Genomic DNA, 23,811 nt, shown 5'->3' with positions numbered 1-23,811 from the left:
TGGGGCCATGTTCACAGTATTCCTGCCTCCTTGTGAGCGTCATGAACGCGCTTCATGTACGCGTGGTGAAGTAAAGTCCTCGCACAGACCCATGCCGGTTTCTGATCCACACCTTGTCTGACCAGTGCGTCGCGGAATTCGCTGGTCTCCTGCGCGCATGCTCTGTCTAGATCCGGCGCGTAGCCGTGAGGCAGGCGGGCCGTGACCTGGGCCACGAGGGCTGTGTTCCGGTGGAGGGGGAAGGGCACGACGTCGGCGGGTGCCAGGTCGCGGCCCGGGCCGACGCGATGCCGCTGAGGGGCCCGTGAGCGGCGGGCGCCTTCCAGGCGACCCGACGCGGCACGCTCCGCGGCAGAGGGCTTTCTGACGACCTTCCGTGGCGTCTTGGGCGGTACGGGGTCCAGCTCGATCCCGGCGTGGTCGAACAGGTCGCTGCTCATCGGTTGCCTCCTGTTGATAACAACAGTGATAACCTTGATTCATCAGTGGCTTAAGGACAAGTCTATCGGGAGTGCCCTCCCCAATGATTTGGCTCCAGATCCCCTCGCAGGATGGCCGGGTTGATCGTCGCCAGCAGCTTGGGGGCGGCGAAGGGGGATGCAGGTCATCTCCTGCCGGCGCCCGCTGCTGTCGTGCGCCACCATATGGTGACACGCGAAACGGTCGCTGCTTTCGAGCTTCCTGCGTTGCGGCTCCCACGCAAGCCCCATCGCCTCAACGATCGGGCGCATGGCGACCCACCGTTCGCCATCCTTCTCGAAGGTCGCTAGGCGGTCGCCGTTGAACTCGACGCTCTGGACGGCGGGCAGGTTCTCCGCGGCGCTCATGACTGCGCTCCGGTTTCCGGCGCGAGGCCGAGGTTCTTCAGGATCGACAGAAAGGTCCCGGCGGCCATGATCGCGTGCACCTGTCTCTCCAGGGCGGTGCGCATTCCAAATCGGTCGGCGACGCTGCAATATTCAGTAAGATTTCGGATCTTTTTATCCGTAGTTGACTTATCGGGTATGACCGAGCCCCTAGATATTCCGTGTGCACTTGTCGCGGACGACGATTTCCTCATCCGCATGGATGCAGAAACAATCTTGGAAGACGCGGGATTTTGTGCATTCACGGCAAAGGATGCCAACGAGGCGCTCGATATCTTGGCTCAGGAAGAGAGCCGGATCGTCCTGCTTTTCACTGATGTAGATATGCCGGGCGGCCCTGATGGTTTCGAGCTGGCGCGGACAACATCGAGGCGTTGGCCAGACATCTCGATCGTTGTCGCATCCGGTCGAGCCAAGCCGGGTCCGGACGATCTTCCGGAGGGCGCGGTGTTCCTCGATAAGCCCTTCAGTACCCAAATCGTGCATGACCACATCGACAGGATTTTGCCTGATGGTCAGAAGCCGGAACCGTTAAAGCGACGGAACAGGTAGCAAGCGGATAGGCTGTGTATCGCGGCTGCCCTTAACTGGGAGATGGGGCAGGCCGGGGCACCCAAGGTGTCCCCGGCCCTCTCCCGCAGCCGTCTCGCCAAAGTCCGAGCAGCAGGGTGCGGACGTGTGCGGGGCCATGGGCCGGCATCTGCATCGCGCCTCGAAGAACTATCCCGACGGTCCAGGGCAGCCAAGGGGGCGCAGTGAGCGCTCCCCAGCGATCAGCCCGTGCGGCGACCCCGCTCGGCCTCGGCGCGCCAGGCGTCGCGGTCCTTCTCGGCCTGCGCGAGGCGGCCGCGCAAGGCCTCGATTTCCGCGTGAAGTTCGCCTGCATCGACGGCCAGTTCGACGCACTGGTCCTGAACGTCCGCGAGCTGCTGTCGGAGTTCGGCACTCTCAATCGCGATAGCGAGGAACTCGGCAGTGCGCTGGCTCGTGTCGATCATGCCGTCCTCGCCCTGCCCCATGGTGGGGCGGCGGGTCTACCCCAGCCCATCAAGCGCCGCCACCGTCGATGATATGGTTCCAGGGCCCAGGTCGCTACCACGCGCCAACGCCTCCCGTGTGCTCGCTTCAATGTCTCGAAGCGGGCTGCTGTGGCGCCTCATGCTCGGTCCTCTCCACCCCTGCCCGTCCCTGATGGGCTGAGCGGATGTTACCCCTGTTGGCCCTCAGCCTGCGACTAATGAACGAAGCCCCGGCCGCTTAACGGTCCGGGGCTTCTTGCGTCAGGCAGAGTACGAGATGAACTCGATCAGCTCGGCTGCTCCTCGGTCTCCTTGATCGCCGGGTCGTCTTCTTCCGGTATCGCAGGCGGCTTCTTCTCAGGCTGCTCCGGCGCATCCTCGATCGGCTGGAGGTCGGCGCCGGGCAGTGGCGTATCGGCTGAGGTCACGGTTTCGCTCCCTGGTCGTTATTGGGAGCAAAGCGCTCGCGATCAGAAGCGTTCCTGCCGCCGCATCCTCCTCGTGCATCCACGAGGCATCAAGAAATCGCCCAGGCGACCGTGAGGAGGCCTCCGAGGAACAGACCATAGGTCAGAACGACGGCCGAGACCTCGCGATGCTGCACGAGGATGGAGCGAGTGGCGAGCGACATGGGGGTGAGACCGAGTGCGGGTGTGCTTCTCCTATGTGATCCACCGACCCTCCTCACGCGAGGTCCTCAGCCGGCGGAACAGATAGAAAACATCGGCCGTGGCATGTCGGTCACAGAGTCGCTGAGGATGCGCCGTGATCGAGATGCGCAATATGCGCTATCTTGTTTTGATCGTTAGGGTTTGAGTGTTTACGTCAAGAGCAAAAAGCTCTATGAAAAACGTCAGGAAGGCACCGGGGTGCAACCCGGATCTTCTCAGAAAATCCACGTAGGGAATTTCAGCGCGAGCCGGACGTCGAAAGACCAGTCCGCTCGCGTTTTCCGTTGCGCAAACCGAACTGCCAGTGGCAATTGATCAGATCTCGTGTTTCGATGTAAAGACTTGCATCGCACTTGATCGTATGGCGCGCTGCCGCGGAGCGCTCCTTTGCCCTCCGGGGCTGCGGTCTCTAGCCTCGGGCCGGGTGAGACGAAGGGTGAAGACCTCATGAGCCCGTTCGGTGTCGCGCCGGACGGGCTCACTCGTTACCGGACCCCATCTAGGGCTGGGTGCGTAGGCCGTACGCCGTCAGGCAGCTTTGGCGGGGCGACCGCGACGCTTCGGGGGACCATCCACCACGTCATCCGGCGTGCCGGCTTTGACCGCGCCGCGGCGGTTGTTGCCGAGGCCGAGCGTGCGTGCGAGCTCGGAGCGCTGCGCCGAGTAGTTGGCACAGGTCATTGGGTAGTCGGACGGGAGACCGTGCTTCGTCCGGTACGCCGCGGGTGAGAGACCCCGCAGCGTCAGGTGGCGCTTCAGTGTCTTGTAGGACTTGCCGTCTTCAAAGCTGATGAGAGCATCCGGCGTGATCGATTTTTTGATCTGGGCAGGCGTCGCCTTCTCGACCTCGTCCTTCGCCGGAGCGGCCGATCCACTTGCAGCAAGGCCGCTGAGAGCAGCGTGAACGCTGTTTAGGAGATTGCCCAGATCGTTGATCGGAATGGAATTGTTCGAGACGTAGGCCGATACGACGTCGGCCGTCAGGGTAACGTAGTCGCTAGCTTGGATTGCGGTTTCGTTCTTGGTTTCAGGCAAGTCTTGCACTTGATGCCACTCCGGTTTTCGGGATCTTCTGCATCCACGTCATGAGCAGAGAAATCAAGGCTTTGGTTTCAGAACGATAATATCAGGTGGCCTCGATCTATCACTGATCGTGCATAAGCCGTGGTCATGCCAAGGCTATGCGGCGAGTACCCGGATCAGTGCCCCACATGGTTAGGGCTCGGGCTCTAACCCTCAGTGGATCAGAGCCTCAGCAGCGTACCGAGAGCGGGCTGCGCCGTCAGGCTGCAAGCCCGCGTCCTCGCACCAGGCTGTGAAGATGTCCGGCTCGATCGGTACGCGTACGACCTCGACGCCGCTGCGCTGAACCTCGCGCTCGACCTGCTCGGTGGAGGCCCGCCAGGTCTCGTAATGTGCCGGCAGCTTGTGGCCATCGGATAGGCTTTGGCGAAGCGTCTCGTAGTGCTCTGCGGCGTACCATGGAAGGGCGACGCTACGGGGACGGCTCATCAAACGCTTTCGGCTAAAAACGGTCGGGCCGGCGGGCGCTCGATATGAGCGACGCTCTCAGGAACGGTCCTTCGCATCGCGAGGTTGCAAGAGCAGTACCAGGGAGAATGTCATGCTGACGGGTAGCTTGCTGTGGCTGTTGGGGGTGCCGATCCCCGTTCTCATCCTGGTCTGGTTCTTCTTCCTCCGAGGACGATGAGAGTCGCGAGGCGCCTCGGAACCGAGGCGTTCTTTCGATGCTGCATTGCCAGCCACAATCAGAGGCTGGATGGGAGCGGATTACGCCGGTTCGCGTTAAACGTGGCACACCCATACACAAGGGCATCTCATGTACTCGGACCGATTAGCAGAGACCGAGGCGGTTCTTGTTCGGACTGATCGAGCATGGCGCTCGGAGGTCGTGCGCCTTTACGGTGCGGACGGCGTTCTCCGCTTCGGCTACAGCCGCGAAGGCCGCGGCGAGGATGGGACGCCGATCCGACATGCCTATAATGCGCGTCGCGATGCCGTTGCTCTGTGGCGTCACGAGCGACGGCCAGCAAGTTGATCCCGACCACATCATACCGATGTGGGCCGTTTCCGCCCTGAGCCTGTGTGCCGCCTATTGGGCCGCGATGTTCGCGCAAATCGCTCATCTGCGCGCCCTGGATGACGGGGTCGGTGTCGTCGCCTTCGCCTGGATATCTCGCGTCTTCCTGGCTGTCGGTCTTGGGTTGTTCGTCGTAGCGAAGGGTGGGTAGGCCTAGGAGTTCTGATGATCTGGCTTCGCGCTCAACGCTCGATGCACAGACCCCTTGCCGATGCCGAGCCTTGCCGCAATGGCAGCCATAGATAGCCCCTCGGCCGCCAAGGCCTTGATCTCTGCCGCCTTGGCGCGCGCGGTCGGCTTCCGGCCCTTGTAGGCGCCGGCGGCCTTGGCCTTTGCGATCCCCTCTCGCTGGCGCTCCAGCATCATCTCCCGCTCGAACTGCGCGACCCCGCCGAGGACGTTGAGCATCAGCTTGCCGGTTGGGGTCGAGGTATCCACGCCCAGGTTCTCGATCCGGAGCGCGATGCCTTTGGTTTCAAGCTCCGAGAGGATGCTGCCGAGATGGGTGACGGAGCGGGCGAGGCGGTCGAGCTTGGTCACTACCAGCGTGTCGCCGTCCCGGCAAAACTCGAGAGCGCCTAGGAGGGCTGTACGCTGCCCTACCGACGAGACCTGCTCCTGGAACAGCTTCTCGCAGCCAAGAGCCGTCAGCGCCCGAATTTGGGCCTCCAGGCCGGCTTCCTGTTCCAGGGTCGACGTGCGGGCGTATCCGACGAGCATGCTTTCGTCCCACTAGGTCTAAAGACCTAGTGGCGGCGTGCGTTCCAAAAGGCAAATCCGATGTTCTTGGAACCGGCGGCGAGCCCGACTGGAACGTTCCACAAGGGCAGGGTCTAGTGGAACGGTTAGCAGCTTCAGCTGGATGACGAGTCTAAGAGACGGCTACTGGTAGGCTCCACCGGGCTGGCTGCTGCCTGTACTCAGCGCGCTCAATCATGGGTTTGACGAATCCACAGAGTCTCTGCCAACAGGTACACGTGAGCATCGATACAGAAGCCGACACCTGCCGTAAGTTCGTCGTCCCGCGCTTACAGGCAGCAGGCTGGGACGCTGCGCCTTGTTCAATCAACGAGCAGCGTCATTTCACCAAAGGCCGAGTCCGTTTCGTGCGTGGTGAGCCGAGACGTGGCAAAGCCAAGCGTGCCGACTACATCCTGCGTTACAGACCAGATTACCCGATTGCAGTTGTCGAGGCCAAAGCTGCCTATAAACAGGCTGCGGATGGTATTCAACAAGCTAAGGACTACGCCACTACGCTAGGACTGCGCTTCGCATATGCCACCAACGGTCATGCGATTATCGAAATTGATCTCGCTGCTGGTATAGAGCGTGAGCGGTCCGACTTCCCCACTCCAGAAGAACTTTGGTCACGGGAGCGCGGCGGTCTCGGGCTTGCCGACGATGCCGCGGCTGAACAGTTGCTCACGCCTGGCCTTGAAGACCCCACAAAGCCGCTGCGTTACTATCAAGAGCTTGCGGTCAATCGTGCTCTTGCCGCGATCCATACGGGCCAGCACCGATCTCTCCTCGTCCTCTGCACCGGGGCGGGCAAGACGGCTATCACGTTCCAGATCGCCTGGCGCTTATGGTCCTCCGGTTGGAACCGCCGCAGCCAACATAAGAAGCCCAAAATCTTGTTCCTTGCCGACCGCAAGGTGCTTGTTGACGACCCGAGGGATAAGGATTTTTCGCCCTTCGGCGAGGGCCGTTTTAAGATCGAAGGCGGCGCAATTAGCAAGAGCCGGGACATATACTTTTCGACTTATCAAGCTATTGCCGAGGACGAGAACCGGCCTGGTCTTTATCAGGAATTCGGCTCAGATTTCTTTGATCTAGTGATTGTTGATGAGTGCCACCGCGGCAGCGCCCGCGATGACTCGAACTGGCGCGAGATCCTCACCTTCTACAAGCCTGCCTTCCAAATTGGCCTCACCGCTACTCCAATCAGCGAGGCAGAACGCGACACCTACAACTACTTCGGCGAGCCGCTCTACACCTATAGCTTGGCCCAAGGCATCGAGGATGGCTTCCTCGCTCCTTACCGCGTTCACCGCGTTGTGACGGATTATGACGCCTCCGGCTGGCGCCCTAGCCGTGAAGAAGTCGATCGCTATGGTCGCGAAATTCCAGACACGCACTATGGCACCAGTGACTTCGAGCGGAAGGTGGCGCTCAAGGCACGCACCGAGGCGATTGCGCGCCATCTGACCAGCTTTCTGGAAGGCACAGACCTTTTTGCCAAAACGATCGTATTTTGCGTCGACCAGGATCACGCTAGCGAGATGCGCAGTGCGCTTATACGCCTCAATGAGGACCTTGTGCGCCTACATCCCGATTACGTCTGCCGTGTTACCTCGGATGAGGGCCAGATCGGCCGTAGCCATCTTTCGACCTTCCAAAATGTCGACGGGGACACACCTGTCATTGTAACCACCTCGCAAATGCTTACTACCGGTGTCGACGTTCCGACATGCCGTAACGTGGTGCTTGCTCGTATTGTTGGCTCTATGCCTGAGTTTAAGCAGATCATAGGCCGTGGCACGCGCATGCGCGAGGACTACGGCAAACTGTTCTTCAACATCATTGATTATACCGGTTCGGCCACACAGATGTTTGCCGACTCAGATTTCGATGGCGATCCGATCGCGACGACGCGCACTGAGATCAACGCCGAGGGTGAGATCGTTGAAACCGACATGGTTGAGGCGAAGGCGACTCCAGATGCTGAGATAGAAACTAGCAGTACGCTGCCATCTGACACCGATACGGGTCCACCTCGTAAGTTTTACGTTGATGGTGGTGAGGTCGAGATAGTTCAGCACCTCGTGTTTGACCTCGATCCCGATGGGAAACGACTTAACTGCCGTAAGCTCACAGACTGGACCGGTGAGAAGGTTCGAGTGCTCTATCCTACCCCCGACGCTCTCAAGGCCGAGTGGATATTAGCAGATAAGCGACAAGCCATAGCTGACGCGCTAGCCGAGCGCGGCATCGACCTCGACATGCTCGCAGAGGACGCTGGCCGGCCGGATGACGACCCCTTCGATCTCCTCTGCCATCTGGCCTGGAATGCACCCCCGCGCACGCGCCGTGACCGTGTCGACAGGGTGCGCAGCGAGGCAAGTGACTTGTTCGATCGCCATGGGCCGGACGCTCGTGCCGTCCTCGACGCCCTCCTTGATAAATATGCCACGCATGGGGCGATGCAACTCGTCATACCCGATGTGCTCAAGGTCGAGCCCTTGAACGCCTTTGGCAATCCGAGCGAGATCGCAAGCCGCTTTGGCGGACCGCTTGCCTTGCGCGCAGCCTTGGACGAGATGACCCGCCGCCTCTACGCGGCCTGAGGAGGAGATCGCATGACGCGGGGCAGAAAGCCAAGCGCTACGCCGAAGACGACGGCCCAGCGTCTTGACGCCATCGTGAAGTCTGCCCGGACGATCATGCGCAAAGACAAGGGTCTCAACGGCGATCTTGACCGTCTGCCCATGCTCACTTGGGTCATGTTCCTGAAGTTCTTGGATGACATGGAGCGGATCGAGGCCGACGAAGCCGTGATGGAGGGGCGCGCTTTCCAGCCTGCAATCGAGCCGCCTTACCGCTGGCGCGATTGGGCTGCGGCGCCAGACGGCATCACCGGGCCGGATCTGCTCAGCTTCGTCACCGCTGAGGAGGCCATTCGCCTCGATGGTACCAAGGGTCCTGGCTTATTCGCCTACCTGCGCGGGCTGCGAGGCAGGAGTGGCGTGCGCGACCGACGCGACGTCGTCTCCACTGTGTTCCGCGGTCTTCAAAACCGTATGGAGTCCGGCTATCTCCTACGCGATGTGGTCAATCTCGTCCACGCCATCCACTTCGATGCCTCTGACGAGATCCATACCCTCTCGCGCCTCTATGAGGGCTTGCTGCGCGAGATGCGCGACGCGGCCGGGGACTCTGGTGAGTTCTACACGCCCCGTCCCGTCGTACGCCTTATGGTCGAGCTAATAGACCCACGTCTCGGCGAGACTGTGCTCGATCCTGCTTGTGGCACTGGCGGCTTCCTCGCCGAGGCCTTCGACCACCTCTCTGCCCAAGCCAACACGGTGGCCAAGCGCAAGCAGGTGCAACGCGGCAGCCTGCGTGGTGGTGAGGCAAAAAGTCTGCCCTACCTCTTAGCCCAGATGAACCTTCTCCTTCATGGACTGGAAGCGCCGGTTATCGATCCTGGGAATGCGCTGCGTTTCCGGCTCGCCGAAATAGGCGAGGCTGATCGCGTTGATGTTATTCTCACCAACCCGCCCTTCGGTGGGGAGGAAGAAGCTGGTATTCTCACGAATTTTCCGGATGATCGCCGCACTGCCGAGACTGCTCTGCTGTTTCTTCAAGTGATCATGCGTCGTCTAAGGCGCGGCGGTAGAGGGCGCGCCGCTGTGGTCGTACCTAATGGCATACTGTTCGGTGATGGCATCGCCGCCCGCGTTAAAGGGGACCTTCTAGCGAACTTCAATCTGCACACGATCGTACGTCTGCCAGAAGGTGTATTTGCCCCCTACACTGACATTCCCACCAACATCCTATTTTTCAACAGCTCAGGTCCCACCGAAAACATTTGGTATTGGCAACAGCCATTACCTAAAGATCGGCGCAAGTACACCAAAACCATGCCGCTCCAGACTGAGGATTTCACCGACCTACGGTCTTGGTGGCATGACCCGCAGCCGGGACCGAACGCTTGGTGTGTCCCAGCCGCTGACATCATACGGCGCGAAGAGACCGGACGCGTGATCGATGCGAACCTTGATCTCAAGAACCCGCAAACCTGCGATACAATCGACCATCGCGCTCCAGCAGAGATCGTAGCAAGTGCCATATCTAGGCAGTTTGAGGCGCTTGCCATCCTTCAGGAGTTGCGGACGCTGGTAGCTGCGGGTTCTGAGGGGGATGCTGTATAATGAAAGGGCGCTGGCCAAAGGTGCCGTTAGGGCAGATCGCTGAATTGACTTGGCGAGGACAGACTGTCGACCCAGATCGCAAATACAGGCTTGTCGGCGTGCGCTGGTGGGGCGAAGGCGCCTACGAGTATAAAATACTTTCAGGTTCTGAAATACAAGCAAATCAACTGTTCCGAACCGAGGAAGGCGATCTAGTAATAAACAAAATCTGGGCTAGACATGGAAGTCTGGCAGTTGTAGACGAATCGATGGCTGGCGCTCATGGTTCGTCTGAATTTCCAACGTTTACCCTTGATCGCAAGCAGGTTGAACCCAGGTTTGTACATTGGTTTTGCAAGACGTCGATCGCTTGGTCTCAATGCGAATCGCTATCGCAAGGGACGAGTGGAAAGAATAGGGTTAAGCCGGAACGCTTCCTGAACGTAAAGCTTCTTCTTCCGCCGCTTTTTGAGCAGCGCCGGATCGTGGCGGAACTTGATGCGGCCGCCAGGCATGTCCAAGCTCATCAACGTATTGCAGGCGCGGTCATTAAAGAGTTGGAAGATCTGACTGTTTCGGCACATCTCGCTGAGAGTGATGAAGAGTTTTCTGTCGGCGAGCTTCTCACTCTTGAGGAGCACCGCACTGAAATCCTACCGGGGCGCAGTTACCCACAAGTAGGAATTAGAGGTTTTGGTGGCGGGCTCTTCGAAAAGTCTGCGGTCGCAGCTGAGGATACAACTTATCGGTATTTCAATAGAATATTCTCCGAGGCTTTTGTGGTCAGCCAAGTCAAGGGATGGGAGGGGGCTGTTGCCGTCTGTAGTCCGGCTAAAGAAGGCAGGTTTGTATCACCTGAATATCGGACTTTTAGATGCAAACCAGGAAAGCTGAGACCAGAGTATCTTTCTCATATTTGTCGAACAAGTTGGTTTCATAATCATCTTGCGCAGCTCACTCGTGGACAGGGTGCTCGTCGGGAGAGGCTCAGACCAGAGAGCCTTTCTACGCTCCGATTGCCTATGCCTCCTATCGACCGGCAGGTTCGTCTTGAGAGAGCTTTCGAACGTGCCACTAAGGCTCACGAGTATATGAAAGCTGCGGAAGCTGACCTTGCTGCTCTCATTCCTGCTCTTCTTCACCACGCTTTCAGTGAACAGGTCGAGATTGCTCCTGCCCTTAAGGACTTGGTTGCTGCTGAATAACCGCCTCGTAGGCTGCTAGCGGCTTCAGATGCAGGAAGCTTCGCTCCCCCGTTGCAGCCTCGGTCACATGCTCGATCGCGGTCAACAGCTCGCCTAAGTCCTGGCTGGACGTGGGCTGAAGCAGGACACGCCGGTCAGCCGTGCGGCCGGCCAGAAGCTGCGCTTCAGTCAGCGGATCAAAGTCGGGACGGCTTCGGCGCCTCTCGCTCATTGCTCCTCCGGATCGCTGATCGCCCCAGCGACGGCGGCCGTCAGGGCCGCCGTCAGCATGCCGATGAAGGCGACCGTGATCATCGCAGGCGCCTTCCGTCCTCTGGAACGGCTGAGAGGTCGACGCTGTAGCCTTTGGCCGCCAACGCTTCGAGGACCAGATACTTGACCGTGACGCGCCGGTTCAGCGCTTCCTGGCGCAGGGCCGTCCAGACCTCGTCAGGAACTTCGAACTTCAGGGCCGCCCCTTTAGAAGGGGCAATGGGGGATTTGGGGGCTTGGGCAATAGCCGGAGCCGCCTTTGGTGTTGAAGCTGACGTGGTAGGCGGTTCCTCCGGAGCGTTGGACGCTCTGGTGAATCCGAGGTCGCTAGTTGCAGCTGCGAGCTGCTGAGCATCCTCGGAGCTTGTGCGCGGGCGGGGCCGCGGAGAAGGCATGAAGGTGGGCTTGCTCATCAGGCGGCCTGCTCCTGCTCGGCCAGGGTCGCCAGCAACTCGTCCAGAACGCCCTTCACTTCGCCCAACGCCTTGGGATCACCGTCCGGGCCGGCCGGGGTCGATCCGGTGAAGTGGATGCTCTGATATGCTGCACGCTGGATGACCTCAGTCCGCAGCACGGGAATGCTCGCGCTCTGGATCTCCTGCCGGGCATGCTGGGCTACGCGGCTCTGGAGAGGCGACATCTGGGTCAGGACCACCCGGGCTGGGATTGGCCGGCGCAGCATGCGCTCGGCCCGCTGCACGACCTCATACGTCCGGAAGACCTCCTGCAGGTCCATGCCGGATACCTTCGTCGGGATCAGCACTAGGTCCGACTCTGCGATAGCGTAGGTCACGGCCTGGGAGGCCGCGCCCTCAAGGTCCACGAGCACGACAGAATAGCGCGACGCCGCCTCGGAGATGCGATCGAGGATCGCTTTCTCGGTTACGCCTGAGATCACATCGACGGTGCAGTCGTCCCCTGCCCGCTCACGCCAGGAGGCAACGTGCCCGTTCGGATCGGCATCGATGATCGCCACGGTGCCGCCCTGCCGCGCGAAGGCGTCCGCAAGGCAGATGACGAGCGTCGTCTTGCCGACGCCGCCTTTGGTCGAGCAAACGCTCACGACAGCCATTGCCCTAGTTCCCCCATGCGCGAGTGGCCGAATGCCCGGACGATGAAGCGCCCGAATGGTCAAAAAACCGTAAACCCGACTGCGGTCTTGGGCAAAATCCCTTTTGCCCTGTTGGGCAAAGGCGCAATGGCGCGGGCGCCGCTTTGGTAGCCGAACATCGGTCTAGGAACCCTCACCACCAATCGCTAGGGTATGGTTCAAGACGCTGATCTGTCTTGGGAACTTCCTATGCCGATCCGGCGCGAGCACCGCTTCTTCTACCCGATCGATTGGCCGCAGCTCTCCCGCCAGATCCGGTTCGTGCGGGCCAAGGGCGCATGCGAGCAGTGCGGCCGGCCCCACGGCCGGATCGTGCTGCACCTGGGCGACGGGCGCTGGTGGGACGCCGAGGCCGGTCGATGGCGCGACGGCAAGGGCCAGTCGCTCAAGCCGCAGCCGGCTGCGGCTGAAATCTCAGCCGCAGTTCGCCGGACCCACGTCTATCTCGCGACCGCGCACCGGAACCACGACACGAGCGTGAATGGCCCGGGCAACCTCGCCGCCTGGTGCCAGCGCTGCCACATCCTGCACGACGCGCCCGAGCATCGCAGGAGACGGCACGCAAACCGGCGGAAGCGGCGAGCCCTAGGAGATCTGTTCGAGGGCGCCTACGGCTGCTGAGCTGTAAGTGGTCAAGTTCTGAACGATCCGTCAGCCGTGGCTCGTGCATCACCGACGCCAAAGCTTCAAAAAATTTTTGAGACGAAGGACGAAACTCGAAGAATTATTCGCCTGAAAAAATGGTCTGAAAGGCTCTGGGCAGGCATCCCGAACCCTTGGGGTTGGTACGCAATACCATACCGGAAGGCTGCTGAGCCGCCGAACACGGTTAAGCGAAGTTGACTGGCCCGAAGGTGGCGGCGATGGTAGCCGGCGCGTCGAGTGAGACTCGGCGCTAGGAGACGAGATGAAGTAGCCTTTTAACGCAAAGACCCGCCTCGAAGGGCGGGTCTCAGGTCCGAAGCCGGGGCTCCAGAGGTATCGTCGTTTGGCGATGTCGATCCTCTCCCACCCCCACCGCGCTGTCAATGTGCAGGTTTCCTGTAAACGCAGTCGGCTGGCTTTTTTCCTGTGACGTCCCTTCCGGCGGGTCCTTCAGACCCGGAGAAAAGACGTGCACGCAATGGAAATACGGCGAGCCATTACGGCTGCGCCGAGGGATCGCCTGCCAGATTTGGCCCGAGCGATGTGGCAGGCGTTCGGTGCCGGCTTATTGACCGAACACGAAGCCGAAGACCTGGACGGGCTGATAGGGGCTCGAAAGGCCCTTCGGACCGCGCCGGACGGCCCCAGGCGGGCCGCCGGATCTCGACCCCGTACAGACGCCAGCATGGAACGCCGACGCCGTTGGGCAGCCTCCGGACGAATGCCGCCCGGCGTCGCCTGTCGGTTCACCCTAGCAGAACAAGCGGTGTTGGCTGTCGTCTCGGCCGAGACGGCCAAGCGCGGCGACTGCCGGCTCGCTCTCGACCACATCGCGGCCATGGCGGGGGTCTCCCGGTCGACCGTGCGCAACGCTCTCCGACAGGCACGCACGCTTGGCCTTGTGACCGTTCAGGAGCGACGAGTCTCGGCCTTCCGCAATCAGACAAACGTGGTCGCGATCGTGGATGCAGGATGGGTCGCTTGGATGCGGCTTGCTCGGCGCGAGGATGCCCCAGGAGGTGGGCGTAAATCCTTAAAGAGCACGAATACCCAAGATCTAACCAGAAGGCGTCAGCGGCCTTCCTACGGCAAAAAACAGGTTTTCGAGAAGGCAGAGGATCGAGCAACCGGGTCGCCCCATCACCAGAACACGGGCCGGCAACACACGGACGGAGGACGCTGACATGGCTGACACACGACTTCACCAGCTCGGCCGCGAGCTGATCGAGCTGACCGCTGCCGAAGCATTCTACTACGGAGGCCCAGAAAATACGGAGACCGACGCTGCGGAGGAAGAGCGGCTAGCAGCTTGGTCCGCTTCCGTAGACGCGGCCATCATTGCGGAAAGGCCAACGACACGAGAAGGCCTGCTCATCAAGCTCGCAGCCGTGGCGCGCTACAACACCTATGGCGCTCTGACATGGGAGGACCGCTTTGCCGAAGGCGCAACCTCGGATGCGATCGCTTGGAGCATCGTTCGCGATCTCAGTGAGAACCCGGCGCTGCTCAACCCGGGCGAAAGTACGTCGTAGGCGTAAGTTGTCTGAGAAACGAAAAAGGCCGGGCACGGCCCGGCCTCCTTCCATCGTGCCGTGTCCGCTTAGCGGGCGGGTGCGACTGAGCCGGCCGGCGCACTCTTCATCGGAGCAGCGGTTCCTGTGCCCGTAGCCGCTCCCGGCGCCATCATGGAGCCCGTGCTGCCTGGTGCCATGGTGGCAGAGCCGGTCGAGCGCTCCATACCCTTCTCGGAGTTGCTCTTCACACTTCCGGGATTGTTCATGTTGCCTTCAGTGCTTCCGCCGCCGGCAGGCGTCTGAGCGAAGGCGGAACCCGTCAAAGCAAGAGCGAGCGAGGAAGCGAGGGCGAGGGTCGTTGTGCGCATTAAAGTATCTCCTGAGAAACCTATCCACTCCCAACGCACTTCAGAGAGAAATCGATCCTCCTAAGCCGGCTGCGCCTCGTGATCCGAAAATCAGAACTGGAACTTCACGCAAGGGCCAAAGCGCTGTTCGAGCGCGAAAACCAGGGTCGTGTATGGAACGTCCCAGCGGACGCTCCATCACGGAGGGGTTTCAAATATGCCGACTTGCTGGAACGGCAGAACTACCTCGCGCGGGTCCGTGAGCAGATGCGCCAAGAGGGACAGGAGGTCGATGAACCAGATCCACCGGATGATCCACTCTGACCTACGCCGACAGCACGATCGTATGTTGGCGCCACGACGGGTATGCCGGTCGGCTCCGTGAACCTCTACGTCCGCCATCTGTTGGCATTCGCGCCAGACTGGTTGCCACGGAGAGGGACCTGCAGATGGATCGTGAACGCGACCGCGGCGTAGCCGATGACCTGATCGAGGATGCCCGCAAGCAAATCGGGGGCGACGCGGTAAAGGAGCAGCCGGGCCAAAGCACGGACCGCCAGGGCGGTGAGGATGCCGAGAAGCCGAAAGACTGACCCTTGCCCGGGAGCGATCGGCTATCCGGGTGCGCAGGTCACTCGATCCCGTTCGGCAGCTCGCGGGGCGGAAGGGAGCGACGGCGGGGCTTCGTCCCCTCGGCCACCTTCGCGGCTTTGCGAGCGGCACGCTCGGCCTCGGCCCGGATCTGGCGGGAGGATTTCGTGCCCCAGGTCGCCACGTTGCGCATCGCAGGATAATCGAGCCGGCCGTCCTCGCGGTAGATGAAGACGGGCTTGGAAGGCGTCATTGGATCGCTCCGGGGCAGGCCGGTGGATCGGTGAGCAAGGTGCGGACGGCGGCGTCGACTTCACCTGGCATGCCAGCAGTGAGGTACAAAGCAAGATCGCGGACGTCATCGAGAGCGACGAGATCGACCACGGCGCGGAGGATGACGGCTTGTGCCGTCATCGTCTCTCTCTGCGCCACTAGGGCGTCGGCGAGCTGCACGACGATGCGCTCAAGAGCTTCGATCCGATCGTCCGACATCAATGTGCACCCGCACCAGGCGTGACGCCGTCCGAAAAGGACGCGTTCGACCTATGGATCCAGCTCCTCGCTGGCCGGATGTGCCCAGACTCGTTGACCCGAGAGATGGCAGTGTTGGCGCTGCTGGCAGCGTTCTGCACCGCCTGGAGGACGGCGAGCGCTTCCTTGCCCTTGGCGATCAGGGCGTCCAAGCCGCCCGTCGAGACCTGGGGCGATACCTCGGTCGCGTTGAGGTTTTCGAGGCTGGCCTTCGCCTCGGCGGCCTTGGGAGCCACCGCGTCGATGTGGGCGGTGTCGACCTGCGGGGCGACCGACTGTGTGCCGATCTCCCGAAGCTTCGCCTGCACCCCCTCGATCATGTGCTCCAGCTCGGCCTTCCGGGCTTCGAGCCCGGAAGACACGCCCGGTAGATCGAGCGAGGATGTCGCCGCCAGCTCGCTTTTGACGCTCTCCAGCTCGGCCCGGTAGGCGGACAGAGCTGACGTAGCCTCCTGCGTCTTGGCGGCGTCCGGAACGGGGCTTGCTCCGGCCCCTGTCGGCACGACTGCCGCAGGCGCAGGCGCGGCAGCCGGCACAGGGACCGCCGCCCTCTCCGGGTGGGCCGGCAGGGCAGGGGGCATTGCCGATGCGGGAGGCGCCGTCCTCGACGGTGTCGGCGAGGCCGGTGGTGCTGCCGAGGCCGAATTGGCCCGGGCCTCATCGGCGCGACGCCGTATCCGGGCCAGGGCCCCTTCCTCCTGGGGCTGATCCGGCCGCCGATCTGCGCTGGTCCCGAAGCCGGGAAGTCGCTGGATCGGCGCCTCATCCCGGGTCCTGCCGTATCCCCGCATCTGTTCCGCGCCGGCCGCGCCCCGCCCGGCGAGCATCGCGTCGTCGCCAGGACGGGATACGGCGGGCTTCGGTCGACCGTCGAGCCCAGGCAGCCGGGCCGGGGCAGGCTTCGGCATCCCGGCCTCGCCCGGCGGGAGCGAGCCCTCCCGCTGTCCGAAGACGGAGGGCATCTTCCGCTTGAGCCATTCCCGCGCCCACGGTTTCTCAGGCGCCATGCCCTCCATCGGGTTCGCATCGGGCGTGAAGCCGGTTGAGGCATCGAAGCCGGCCGCGCCGCGCTGAGCGATGATCGTCGGCATCATCTTGACGCCAAGGTTAGCCGCTACCAGACCAGCACCGACCGTTGCCGCGCCTACACCCGCCGTGCCGGCAGCAAGCGCACCGGCAGCGATGGCACCGCCCTTGCCGGTCGCGACCCCCGTGGCGACGCCTGTCGAGGCGCCGACGAGCAAGGCGGTGCCACCAAGCTCCGCGACCTTGCCGGCGAGCCAGGCCGCGCTCGCACCGACAGCAATGACCGAGTTCGGAAGCTCTGCAAGCGCTTGGGTCGCACCCGCTGCCGCGTCGGTGATGTTGGTCAGGAATCCGCCCTGGCCGTTGTCATCGAGCGACTGACCGACCCGGCTCGCGAAGTTCTTTTTCGAGCCGGCGAGCCGTGTCGCGGCGCCGGCATAGCCGGCGTTACGCTTGTCGCCGATGTCCTTCGCGAACCCCTCCGGCGTGTGCCGGAGCTGCTCCTGATACTCCCGGAACTCCTTGGCCTTGCGAGCCAGGGCGATGATCTTGCCGCCGTGCTTGTCCGTGCCCCAGGCGTTTGCCTGGGCCAGGGTCGGGTCGGCGTTGATGATCGCGGCGAGGAGGCCTTCGCTGTCGATGCTCTCGATCAGGTTCTTGTGCAGGTTGCCGAACTGCTTCGACAGCGCCTTGCGGTCCACGACCGAGAGTTTGCCCTTGTTCTTGCCCTTGGTCTGCACGAAGCTCCCGGACACCGCATCGACCGCGGCCTCCACGAACTTCTGACGGTCGCCCATGACATCTTCGTCCTCGAAGATGTCCTTCATCTTGTCGCGCTGGCCGCCGACGAGCCCCTTGCCGAAGTGGCGCTGCATCATGTTGTCGGCGAGGTCGGGGGCGGCGCCGCGCTTGATCTTGGAGAAGTTCTCCCACTTCACGCCCATGGCATCGAGGGCGTCGAGGCCCTTCATCGTGGGCGATACGAGCTTGCCGGCCAGGGCGCGCTGGGCGACACCGGCTTCCGAGCCGGTGTAGCCCGAGCGGCGCAGGAGCGCGAACACGGTGCCCATCGTCTCGTTGCTGAGGCCGGCGCCGGAACCGGACGCGCCGCCGAACTTGAAGGCCTGCGCGACGTCCTCGTTGTCGAGGCCGCCGATCTTGGACATCTTCACCGCAAGGTCGACCTGCCGGCGCATGACCTTCACCGCCGTGGCGGGGTCCTCGACGCCTTGGTTCGTGGAGAACACGATCCCTTCGAGCGTCTTGGCCGCGGTCCCCAGCTCGGTGTTCATAGCCTGAGCGTAGTTCACGACCTCGCCGACGAAGGGCTCCACGAACTCCTTCTTCACGCCGCGCTGCGCGAGGTCGAGCTGCGCGTGCAAGGCTTGGAGATCGTTGAACCGGGTGGTGCCGCCGAGATGGAGCGCCTGGTTGACGCGGCTCTGGCTTTCGTCCGGCGTCAGGTCCGCGACCGCAGCCTGATACCGCCGCAGATCGTCGAACTCCTTGTACGTGTGCAGAACGTCCTTGGTGCCTTCATCGACCTTGTGGCCGAGGGCGAGGCCGCCGATGCCGACCAGGGCCTTTCGAGCCTGGGCCTGATCCCGGCGGGCCTCGGCCCGGGTCTCCTCAGCCGCAGCCCGCTCGGCCGCGGCGCGCTCACGAGCCTCCCGGGCCGGGCGGGACATGCCGTCTGTCAGGCGCCGGCCGCCCTCGATGTCGGCGGACTGCCGGCGGCCGGCGGCGCCCATTCCCGAGGCCATATCCCGGCCGGCCGTGCGGCGGCGCGAGGCCTCGGCAGCGACCGCTGCTTCGCGATCGGCGCGTTCCTGTCGAGCGCTCTGGACCGTCCGCCGCAGGGCATCGCTGTTGTCGCGACGTGCCTGATCCGCTGCCTCACGGGCGGCGGCGCGCCGAGCGGCGCGCGTGCCTTCCGCGCCCTGTACCGTCGCCCGGAGCTGCGCCGTCGCGCGCTGCCCCGCCGCGGCGCGCTGGGCCGCCACGCTGGCCTCGCGCTCGCGGCGAGCTGCGGCGCCACCCTGGACGGCTGCGCGCAGGCCCGCGTTGGCGCGCCGCGCGATCTCGGCCGCGCTCGCGGCAGCGGCAACGCGCGCCTCCTCGTGCGCCCGGGCCTGCCGGTGAATTGCCGCCGTGGTCTGCTCGATCCGGCCCCGCAGGCCAGCCTGCACCTGGGCAATCTGATGGAGCGGCGTGCCCGTGCGCTCCAGCTCGGAGCCGAGCGCGCGGACGGTCGTCTTCTGAGCCTGTAGGGCTTCCTGGGTCCGGCCGAAGGTGCGGGTCGCGGCGGTGTGCGCCCGGGCGGCGCGCCGCAGCGCGGCGTCCGCCTCGGCGACGAGACCGCTACCCTTGAAGTGCTCGTAATTTGCAGACCCGGAAGCGCGCGACCGATCAAAGAAATCCTTCCGGCGCTGCGCCCGAGCGAGGGTAGCGGCGGTTTTCTCGACTTCGGTACGAGCTGTCCGGTGTCCCGCGCCGAGGGTCTGAAGAGCGCGAGCCGCGGTCTGGTAGCCTTCCGTGCGGGTTGCAGTCTGATGAAGGCGTTCGAGCTGGCGGACCAAGCCAGCAGTCCCGGCGTTGGCTCGGAGCTTCGAAAGACCCTGTGCATCCGTGCCGAGCCGGCGGGCGGCCTCGGCATCGGCACGAAGTTTATCAGCGAAGCCGTTGTCATCGACCTTGAGTGCGAGGGTACTGCTAACGGTCGACAAGGTTCTGTGCTCCTGAAGTGAAAACGCCGCCGCCATGCGAGGACATGACGGCGGCGTGGCTGCCAGCCCTAGGGCGGCGCTCCACCGACGCACTGGCCGTTCCAGAGCGTGCATCGGATCTGAAATTGAAGTGCCGACATGCAAACCTTGACCGTAAGGTTCAGCTTTCGCTGAGCGGAGCACGGAGGTTTGCTTTCCGTTATCGGGTCGTCGGCGGAACCCTCTTCAGACTGCTCCGCTATATGCCGGCCGGAACGTGTCAGAACGGCCAGTAATACTTGAAACTCTATGCGCCATGGCCCATCGCTATGCGATCGAGCCGGGACGGGGCGACCTTCGCGACCTCGCGGACTGGGCCCTGTGACTTCATCTCCGTCACCGGCCGCCGATCCTGAGCCTGAGAAACCACCGGGTAGGGGTCGGGTACCGCCAGCGCGACATCAAGCGACGGCGGCGTCGCGCCAGGCTCGGCCGGTAGGAACTCGACAACCTGGAAGGCTTGCTTCCTTGTGAAGATCCTCAGGTGATGCGCGTGGGGAAGCATGAGCGTGCCGGCCCCATCTCCACGAGTTTTGATCTGCTCCTGATACCCGGAGGCATTCCCAGCGTCATCGACCCAGAGATCCCGAACCTCGCGGCTCAGTTCCTCATACGGCCGGCCAGGCAGGGCACGGAAGGCTTCCACACCCGGAAGCGGTTCGCCCTCTCCAGCCTCGGCTATCGCCTTGTTGGCGATGGCCGTTGCCCGCTCTGCGTCGGCCCGTAGAGCGAGGATCGCCCGCGCCTTTTCCGCCATCGCCGGGAGCTCGGTATCGACCGCCTCCCGGAACTCGCCCTGCGCTGCCACGGCGGCCTCGATGATCCGCGCCAGATCGGCCTTGGCCTTCGCCTCCTCGGCAGCGACCGTTTGGGCGGCGAAGCGCTCAACGAGTGCTGTAGCGCGATCTAGGCGGATCGTAGCGGCCCGGCGAGCGTCATCGAGAGCACGAAGGCCCTCGTCGGTCGCACCGAGCAGGGCCGACTGATAGGCCGCCTCGGCTTCGCCAACACCATCACGGGCGGCAGCGAGTTCAGAGGCGGCAGCCTCTCGATCTTGCGCGAGCTGTGAGGCCGGAGCGGGGGCATCCTGGCGGGCCCGGGTCAACAGGCTGCGAAATTGTGCGAGGCGGCTCATGAGCTTAGCTTTCTCAAGTCAATACTGGCGAGTTATCTGGCACCTTCTATTGAATCCGTAGTTGATACTTCCTGTGTTCGTTTGGCTTGGAAGTCGGCAAAATGAGATGTCCGTACAAGTTTATTTGCAGCCCTCAACTTAGCGCGAGCGCGCTTCCACTTCTGATCTGTTGATTTGTATAAATTTTGTGCATGATCGAGTTCAATTGTCACCATCTTGAACTCAGTTAGGGCGATTTCAGCTTCAGCTTTAAGATTTATGGTCTCGTTAGACTCCGGAATACGGGCCCGGCCAAAGTTGAAATTGAAGAAAAATTCTTTCATGATTATTTTTCCTTAGACTTCTAAAAAGATAAATTTTATCCGAGATTGCACTTCGCATTTATCTCGGCTGTGATTTCATCCCATGACACCGCGCCGGCGGCGGGGATCTGGCCCTTCAGGGCGCCCGCTTCGACCCACTTCGCTCGCTCGGCGTTGACGCCGGCCTGGAAGCCTTCGCTGTTGGCTGCGGGATCGCGTTCGGAGGCTGACTTCGGAGGGAGGGTGAGGTTCAGAGCCATCGTTAGGACTTCCGGGTCGGGCCGGCGTCGCGCGCGAGGCGGTCGTGCAGCGCGCCGGCGACAAAATTCGAGAGGGGCACCTGGTGAACCTCGGCGGCGAGCCGGACGGCGAGCGCAAGGTTCGAAGGTACGCGGACCTGAAGACGTCCCCGCCGCTCGGGGGCGGCGTCCTCGGCAGCAGTGGAGGGCGGGGGCGTCTTCATGTGTGCATGATGCCCCGCCATCGGGGCGACCGTCTCGACGCAGAACAAAGCAAGAATGTGCATGTCGCGCACGCGCGTGTCCACGGGGGACTCAAACCCCGATCCACGAGCGCGACGAGATGTTGTCGCTGACGAACATGTGGAAGGCTGGCGGCAGCGAGGACATCAAGCGTCCCGCTTAGTGGGCCCGCACGGACGCGGGGACGGCCTTCATTGAGTTCATCACCGCGACATTCAAACTTAAGCAGGATTACGTTTGGGAGGCTCGTCGCGGGAAGCATGGTGGCGGCACCTGGGCTCAGAACTGCGGTCCATGTCCTCGCATCCACGCATCCAAACCGGCTGGGTCGACATACCAAAGACCGCCGGCCTTCCATGCCCACCCACCGGGCCTTCCATGGCGTCTCAGGGTGTCGACGGATTTCCCGGACTGTCGAGCCGCAGCCTTGATCGGAACCCACGGCCGGGCGGGTGCCGATGCGGGCTCCGGTGCATCGGAGGGAAGTCTCGCGAGCTGATCGCATAGGCGGAAGATCTCGGCCTCCCGAGCTTCAAGGCGGGCACGTAGGCTCATGATCTCTGCCCGGCCGGCACGAATGCGGGCGGCCAAACCAGCGGGGTCGTGGCGGGGGGCGGTCATTGGGCAGCCCTCCAGAGGACGCCGATCGGCGCGCAAATGGGACCCGGGGCACCCGGCGTGGGGTGGGCGGCACGAAACGAAACACGCGTTCGCTGACCACCAAACACGCGAAAACGGCGGCGTGACCCGGTACCCCGGTAAAAATCGCGCGCGTCCACGGTCCCTGCGCTCTTCACTCCAGATGCCCCGCCAGCCCGCACCAGACGGCCCAGGACGGGCGCCACGGCATTGCCCGGCGATTGGGAACCATCATGGTCTTGTGCCTCTCCACGGCCTCGCCAGCGCAGACCGGCCTCGGCTGCACCAACCATCACCATCCGGTGATGGTCGACCCGCACGACCCCGCCGCCTCGCCGGACCGCCATCGTGGAGCGCATCCGGATATGGCAGGCCGCTTGAACCGGGGAAGGCGGGGATGCGGGGAACGGATGGGACGCGACAGGGTCGATGGTCTCAACACCCTCTCGATGCCTCTTAAGGACGGCGGCGAGGGCATCGGGGATAGGACGTCGCACGGGCGATAACGCCCGCGACAGTGAGGGGCGGCGGGCCCGTAGCGCCTTCCAAGGCGCGTAGGCGGGCACGTCGACCCGGCCCGCGAGTGCGCAGGGGTGAGATGCCAGAGAGGTTATACAGGCACCCGGCGCGGCAGGATGCAGTGACGGATCTCCAGACTGTAGAGCGTCTGGGGTTTGCCGTGCGCTGCCCGCATCCAATGGCAGGGTGTCGGGGATCGGCGGCTGAGCGCCGACCCCGCCAAGCCCAGGCAAAGGCGCTTGAGACGAAAATGTGCGCGGAGAGAGAAAGAGTACGAGCGACAAATCTGTCTCATCGGTCTCACGGAGCTGGATCATCGCAGGGCCTCCCGGGCTTGCTCGACGTGGGCCGCCTGCACATCCTTCGGCAGGCGCATGAAGGTTGCCCGGGACACGCCCAGGCCGGTCCAGGGGGCGAGCTTGGTGACGGACAGCTCGCGCGGGGTCTTCGTCTCGCCGGTCGCCTGCCGCTTGGCCTTCAGAGCCGCGGCCTTCGCGGCCTTCATCTCCCGCTCGTGCTTCGCGGCAGTCCAGCCGACCGGGCGGACGTACCGGAGGCCCAGGTGCTTCGCTTCGGCGATCCTGACGTTGAGGCGCCGTCCGATCGCGGCCGATGTATAGCGAGGCGGGGCCGGCAGGATGCGCCTGACGGCGTCCTTGATGTCCGCAGGCGACAGGCCGGGGCAGTTCCGAACGGCCCACTCAGTGAGGGCGAACCCGAAACCGGCGGCCCCGCACTTGATCGCGATGTGCGGCAGGATCTCGTCAAGGTAGGTGCCAGCGTCATCCGTCAGGCAGGGGCCCTTATGACGGGCGTGCAGGAGAAGCGTGATCTCCTGCACGCGCCGACGAGCCGGGATAAGCGCCGCAGGATCGCGAATGGTCTGGGCAGCAACCTCTACAGGTGCTACACGTTTCATGTCTGTTGAGCTGTTCGGGCGGGCGCCTGGATTGTTATCGACGGTTGAAAATTCCTGGCCCTGCGGTTGCCGCCGCGGGGCCTTTTCATTTTCAGACCGAACAAAAGCGCCCCGTGCTGGGGCCATGTTCACAGTATTCCTGCCTCCTTGTGAGCGTCATGAACGCGCTTCATGTACGCGTGGTGAAGTAAAGTCCTCGCACAGACCCATGCCGGTTTCTGATCCACACCTTGTCTGACCAGTGCGTCGCGGAATTCG

The 23,811-nt window shown here is 62.9% G+C and carries 25 protein-coding genes; 8 read left to right on the top strand and 17 right to left on the bottom strand.

Annotated elements, in window-relative coordinates; translation table 11 throughout:
- Nucleotides 1-482: 482 nt before the first annotated feature.
- The gene (locus MKK54_RS00170; RefSeq protein ID WP_244008506.1) at nucleotides 483-827 is read right to left on the bottom strand and encodes a phage antirepressor N-terminal domain-containing protein; all 345 of its coding nucleotides are present in this window, start codon (nucleotides 825-827) and stop codon (nucleotides 483-485) included.
- A 177-nt stretch (nucleotides 828-1,004) separates the two neighbouring features.
- Here MKK54_RS00170 and MKK54_RS00165 point away from each other — a divergent pair, with 177 nt between their 5' ends.
- Nucleotides 1,005-1,418, top strand: coding sequence for a response regulator (locus MKK54_RS00165; RefSeq protein WP_244008505.1), 414 nt, complete (start codon nucleotides 1,005-1,007; stop codon nucleotides 1,416-1,418).
- A 221-nt stretch (nucleotides 1,419-1,639) separates the two neighbouring features.
- Here MKK54_RS00165 and MKK54_RS00160 read toward each other — a convergent pair whose 3' ends face one another.
- The 4 genes from MKK54_RS00160 to MKK54_RS00145 all read right to left on the bottom strand — a co-directional run bounded on the left by MKK54_RS00160 (nucleotide 1,640) and on the right by MKK54_RS00145 (nucleotide 4,068).
- Nucleotides 1,640-1,864 (bottom strand): hypothetical protein, encoded by a 225-nt coding sequence (locus tag MKK54_RS00160; protein WP_244008504.1) that lies wholly within the window; start codon nucleotides 1,862-1,864, stop codon nucleotides 1,640-1,642.
- Between the two features lie 308 nt (nucleotides 1,865-2,172).
- Nucleotides 2,173-2,313, bottom strand: a complete 141-nt coding sequence (locus tag MKK54_RS00155) for a hypothetical protein (RefSeq protein WP_244008503.1) — start codon at nucleotides 2,311-2,313, stop codon at nucleotides 2,173-2,175.
- 771 nt (nucleotides 2,314-3,084) lie between these two features.
- Nucleotides 3,085-3,600, bottom strand: a complete 516-nt coding sequence (locus tag MKK54_RS00150) for a MucR family transcriptional regulator (RefSeq protein WP_409564097.1) — start codon at nucleotides 3,598-3,600, stop codon at nucleotides 3,085-3,087.
- A gap of 192 nt (nucleotides 3,601-3,792) precedes the next feature.
- The gene (locus MKK54_RS00145; RefSeq protein ID WP_244008502.1) at nucleotides 3,793-4,068 is read right to left on the bottom strand and encodes a hypothetical protein; all 276 of its coding nucleotides are present in this window, start codon (nucleotides 4,066-4,068) and stop codon (nucleotides 3,793-3,795) included.
- 491 nt (nucleotides 4,069-4,559) lie between these two features.
- On the opposite strand from MKK54_RS00145, the gene MKK54_RS00140 reads away from it, so the two are divergent.
- Nucleotides 4,560-4,808 carry a hypothetical protein gene (locus tag MKK54_RS00140; protein ID WP_244008501.1) on the top strand — a complete coding sequence of 83 codons (249 nt, stop codon included), beginning with the start codon at nucleotides 4,560-4,562 and terminating at the stop codon, nucleotides 4,806-4,808.
- A 2-nt stretch (nucleotides 4,809-4,810) separates the two neighbouring features.
- Here the strand turns inward: MKK54_RS00140 and MKK54_RS00135 are convergent, their stop codons facing one another.
- Nucleotides 4,811-5,377: a recombinase family protein gene (locus tag MKK54_RS00135; RefSeq protein ID WP_244008500.1), complete on the bottom strand. Its 567-nt coding sequence runs from the start codon at nucleotides 5,375-5,377 to the stop codon at nucleotides 4,811-4,813.
- A gap of 263 nt (nucleotides 5,378-5,640) precedes the next feature.
- Between MKK54_RS00135 and hsdR the strand changes: the two genes are divergently transcribed.
- From hsdR to MKK54_RS00120, 3 genes are read left to right on the top strand one after another with little or no spacing between them, the layout of a single operon-like run.
- On the top strand, nucleotides 5,641-8,004 hold the full coding sequence (gene hsdR / locus MKK54_RS00130; protein WP_409564098.1) for an EcoAI/FtnUII family type I restriction enzme subunit R: 2,364 nt from the start codon (nucleotides 5,641-5,643) through the stop codon (nucleotides 8,002-8,004).
- A 12-nt stretch (nucleotides 8,005-8,016) separates the two neighbouring features.
- The gene (locus MKK54_RS00125) at nucleotides 8,017-9,591 is read left to right on the top strand and encodes a class I SAM-dependent DNA methyltransferase (protein ID WP_244008498.1); all 1,575 of its coding nucleotides are present in this window, start codon (nucleotides 8,017-8,019) and stop codon (nucleotides 9,589-9,591) included.
- Nucleotides 9,591-10,775: a restriction endonuclease subunit S gene (locus MKK54_RS00120; protein WP_244008497.1), complete on the top strand. Its 1,185-nt coding sequence runs from the start codon at nucleotides 9,591-9,593 to the stop codon at nucleotides 10,773-10,775. Before MKK54_RS00125 ends, MKK54_RS00120 begins: the two co-directional genes overlap by 1 nt.
- On the opposite strand, the gene MKK54_RS00115 is transcribed toward MKK54_RS00120, so the two are convergent.
- The 3 genes from MKK54_RS00115 to MKK54_RS00105 form a co-directional block, all read right to left on the bottom strand.
- Entirely contained in the window at nucleotides 10,750-10,986 is a 237-nt protein-coding gene (locus MKK54_RS00115) for a hypothetical protein (RefSeq protein WP_244008496.1), read from the bottom strand. The two genes, MKK54_RS00120 and MKK54_RS00115, sit on opposite strands and share 26 nt — an antisense overlap.
- A gap of 79 nt (nucleotides 10,987-11,065) precedes the next feature.
- Complete coding sequence (locus tag MKK54_RS00110; RefSeq protein WP_244008495.1) at nucleotides 11,066-11,440, bottom strand: hypothetical protein; 375 nt, start codon at nucleotides 11,438-11,440, stop codon at nucleotides 11,066-11,068.
- Complete coding sequence (locus tag MKK54_RS00105; RefSeq protein ID WP_244008494.1) at nucleotides 11,440-12,099, bottom strand: ParA family protein; 660 nt, start codon at nucleotides 12,097-12,099, stop codon at nucleotides 11,440-11,442. The genes MKK54_RS00110 and MKK54_RS00105 overlap by 1 nt, the downstream gene beginning before the upstream one ends.
- Nucleotides 12,100-12,327: 228 nt before the next feature.
- Here MKK54_RS00105 and MKK54_RS00100 point away from each other — a divergent pair, with 228 nt between their 5' ends.
- The 3 genes from MKK54_RS00100 to MKK54_RS00080 all read left to right on the top strand — a co-directional run bounded on the left by MKK54_RS00100 (nucleotide 12,328) and on the right by MKK54_RS00080 (nucleotide 15,237).
- Nucleotides 12,328-12,759 carry a hypothetical protein gene (locus tag MKK54_RS00100; protein WP_244008493.1) on the top strand — a complete coding sequence of 144 codons (432 nt, stop codon included), beginning with the start codon at nucleotides 12,328-12,330 and terminating at the stop codon, nucleotides 12,757-12,759.
- A gap of 1,208 nt (nucleotides 12,760-13,967) precedes the next feature.
- Nucleotides 13,968-14,315: a hypothetical protein gene (locus MKK54_RS00090; RefSeq protein ID WP_244008492.1), complete on the top strand. Its 348-nt coding sequence runs from the start codon at nucleotides 13,968-13,970 to the stop codon at nucleotides 14,313-14,315.
- 778 nt (nucleotides 14,316-15,093) lie between these two features.
- Nucleotides 15,094-15,237, top strand: coding sequence for a hypothetical protein (locus MKK54_RS00080; protein WP_244008490.1), 144 nt, complete (start codon nucleotides 15,094-15,096; stop codon nucleotides 15,235-15,237).
- A 38-nt stretch (nucleotides 15,238-15,275) separates the two neighbouring features.
- Here MKK54_RS00080 and MKK54_RS00075 read toward each other — a convergent pair whose 3' ends face one another.
- The 8 genes from MKK54_RS00075 to MKK54_RS00040 form a co-directional block, all read right to left on the bottom strand.
- Nucleotides 15,276-15,488 carry a hypothetical protein gene (locus tag MKK54_RS00075; protein ID WP_244008489.1) on the bottom strand — a complete coding sequence of 71 codons (213 nt, stop codon included), beginning with the start codon at nucleotides 15,486-15,488 and terminating at the stop codon, nucleotides 15,276-15,278.
- Entirely contained in the window at nucleotides 15,485-15,727 is a 243-nt protein-coding gene (locus tag MKK54_RS00070) for a hypothetical protein (RefSeq protein WP_244008488.1), read from the bottom strand. The genes MKK54_RS00075 and MKK54_RS00070 overlap by 4 nt, the downstream gene beginning before the upstream one ends.
- Nucleotides 15,727-19,518: a phage tail tape measure protein gene (locus MKK54_RS00065; protein ID WP_244008487.1), complete on the bottom strand. Its 3,792-nt coding sequence runs from the start codon at nucleotides 19,516-19,518 to the stop codon at nucleotides 15,727-15,729. Before MKK54_RS00065 ends, MKK54_RS00070 begins: the two co-directional genes overlap by 1 nt.
- 286 nt (nucleotides 19,519-19,804) lie before the next feature.
- Nucleotides 19,805-20,692: a hypothetical protein gene (locus MKK54_RS00060; RefSeq protein ID WP_244008486.1), complete on the bottom strand. Its 888-nt coding sequence runs from the start codon at nucleotides 20,690-20,692 to the stop codon at nucleotides 19,805-19,807.
- A gap of 32 nt (nucleotides 20,693-20,724) precedes the next feature.
- The gene (locus MKK54_RS00055) at nucleotides 20,725-21,015 is read right to left on the bottom strand and encodes a hypothetical protein (RefSeq protein WP_244008485.1); all 291 of its coding nucleotides are present in this window, start codon (nucleotides 21,013-21,015) and stop codon (nucleotides 20,725-20,727) included.
- 35 nt (nucleotides 21,016-21,050) lie between these two features.
- Complete coding sequence (locus MKK54_RS00050) at nucleotides 21,051-21,254, bottom strand: hypothetical protein (protein WP_244008484.1); 204 nt, start codon at nucleotides 21,252-21,254, stop codon at nucleotides 21,051-21,053.
- Between the two features lie 2 nt (nucleotides 21,255-21,256).
- The gene (locus MKK54_RS00045; RefSeq protein ID WP_244008483.1) at nucleotides 21,257-21,541 is read right to left on the bottom strand and encodes a hypothetical protein; all 285 of its coding nucleotides are present in this window, start codon (nucleotides 21,539-21,541) and stop codon (nucleotides 21,257-21,259) included.
- Nucleotides 21,542-22,947: 1,406 nt separating this feature from the next.
- Entirely contained in the window at nucleotides 22,948-23,553 is a 606-nt protein-coding gene (locus tag MKK54_RS00040; protein WP_244008482.1) for a hypothetical protein, read from the bottom strand.
- Nucleotides 23,554-23,811 lie beyond the last annotated feature (258 nt).

The sequence above is a fragment of the Methylobacterium sp. J-068 genome, assembly GCF_022829445.1.
Taxonomy (GTDB): domain Bacteria; phylum Pseudomonadota; class Alphaproteobacteria; order Rhizobiales; family Beijerinckiaceae; genus Methylobacterium.
This window is presented reverse-complemented; position numbering and strand designations above follow the sequence as displayed.

Coding starts and splice junctions, on each gene's coding strand:
- MKK54_RS00170 (WP_244008506.1), bottom strand. CDS start 827: ATGAGCGCCGCGGAGAACCTGCCCGCCGTCCAGAGCGTCGAGTTCAAC.
- MKK54_RS00165 (WP_244008505.1), top strand. CDS start 1,005: ATGACCGAGCCCCTAGATATTCCGTGTGCACTTGTCGCGGACGACGAT.
- MKK54_RS00160 (WP_244008504.1), bottom strand. CDS start 1,864: ATGATCGACACGAGCCAGCGCACTGCCGAGTTCCTCGCTATCGCGATT.
- MKK54_RS00145 (WP_244008502.1), bottom strand. CDS start 4,068: ATGAGCCGTCCCCGTAGCGTCGCCCTTCCATGGTACGCCGCAGAGCAC.
- MKK54_RS00140 (WP_244008501.1), top strand. CDS start 4,560: ATGCGCGTCGCGATGCCGTTGCTCTGTGGCGTCACGAGCGACGGCCAG.
- MKK54_RS00135 (WP_244008500.1), bottom strand. CDS start 5,377: ATGCTCGTCGGATACGCCCGCACGTCGACCCTGGAACAGGAAGCCGGC.
- MKK54_RS00125 (WP_244008498.1), top strand. CDS start 8,017: ATGACGCGGGGCAGAAAGCCAAGCGCTACGCCGAAGACGACGGCCCAG.
- MKK54_RS00120 (WP_244008497.1), top strand. CDS start 9,591: ATGAAAGGGCGCTGGCCAAAGGTGCCGTTAGGGCAGATCGCTGAATTG.
- MKK54_RS00115 (WP_244008496.1), bottom strand. CDS start 10,986: ATGAGCGAGAGGCGCCGAAGCCGTCCCGACTTTGATCCGCTGACTGAA.
- MKK54_RS00110 (WP_244008495.1), bottom strand. CDS start 11,440: ATGAGCAAGCCCACCTTCATGCCTTCTCCGCGGCCCCGCCCGCGCACA.
- MKK54_RS00105 (WP_244008494.1), bottom strand. CDS start 12,099: ATGGCTGTCGTGAGCGTTTGCTCGACCAAAGGCGGCGTCGGCAAGACG.
- MKK54_RS00100 (WP_244008493.1), top strand. CDS start 12,328: ATGCCGATCCGGCGCGAGCACCGCTTCTTCTACCCGATCGATTGGCCG.
- MKK54_RS00090 (WP_244008492.1), top strand. CDS start 13,968: ATGGCTGACACACGACTTCACCAGCTCGGCCGCGAGCTGATCGAGCTG.
- MKK54_RS00080 (WP_244008490.1), top strand. CDS start 15,094: ATGGATCGTGAACGCGACCGCGGCGTAGCCGATGACCTGATCGAGGAT.
- MKK54_RS00075 (WP_244008489.1), bottom strand. CDS start 15,488: ATGACGCCTTCCAAGCCCGTCTTCATCTACCGCGAGGACGGCCGGCTC.
- MKK54_RS00070 (WP_244008488.1), bottom strand. CDS start 15,727: ATGTCGGACGATCGGATCGAAGCTCTTGAGCGCATCGTCGTGCAGCTC.
- MKK54_RS00060 (WP_244008486.1), bottom strand. CDS start 20,692: ATGAGCCGCCTCGCACAATTTCGCAGCCTGTTGACCCGGGCCCGCCAG.
- MKK54_RS00055 (WP_244008485.1), bottom strand. CDS start 21,015: ATGAAAGAATTTTTCTTCAATTTCAACTTTGGCCGGGCCCGTATTCCG.
- MKK54_RS00050 (WP_244008484.1), bottom strand. CDS start 21,254: ATGGCTCTGAACCTCACCCTCCCTCCGAAGTCAGCCTCCGAACGCGAT.
- MKK54_RS00040 (WP_244008482.1), bottom strand. CDS start 23,553: ATGAAACGTGTAGCACCTGTAGAGGTTGCTGCCCAGACCATTCGCGAT.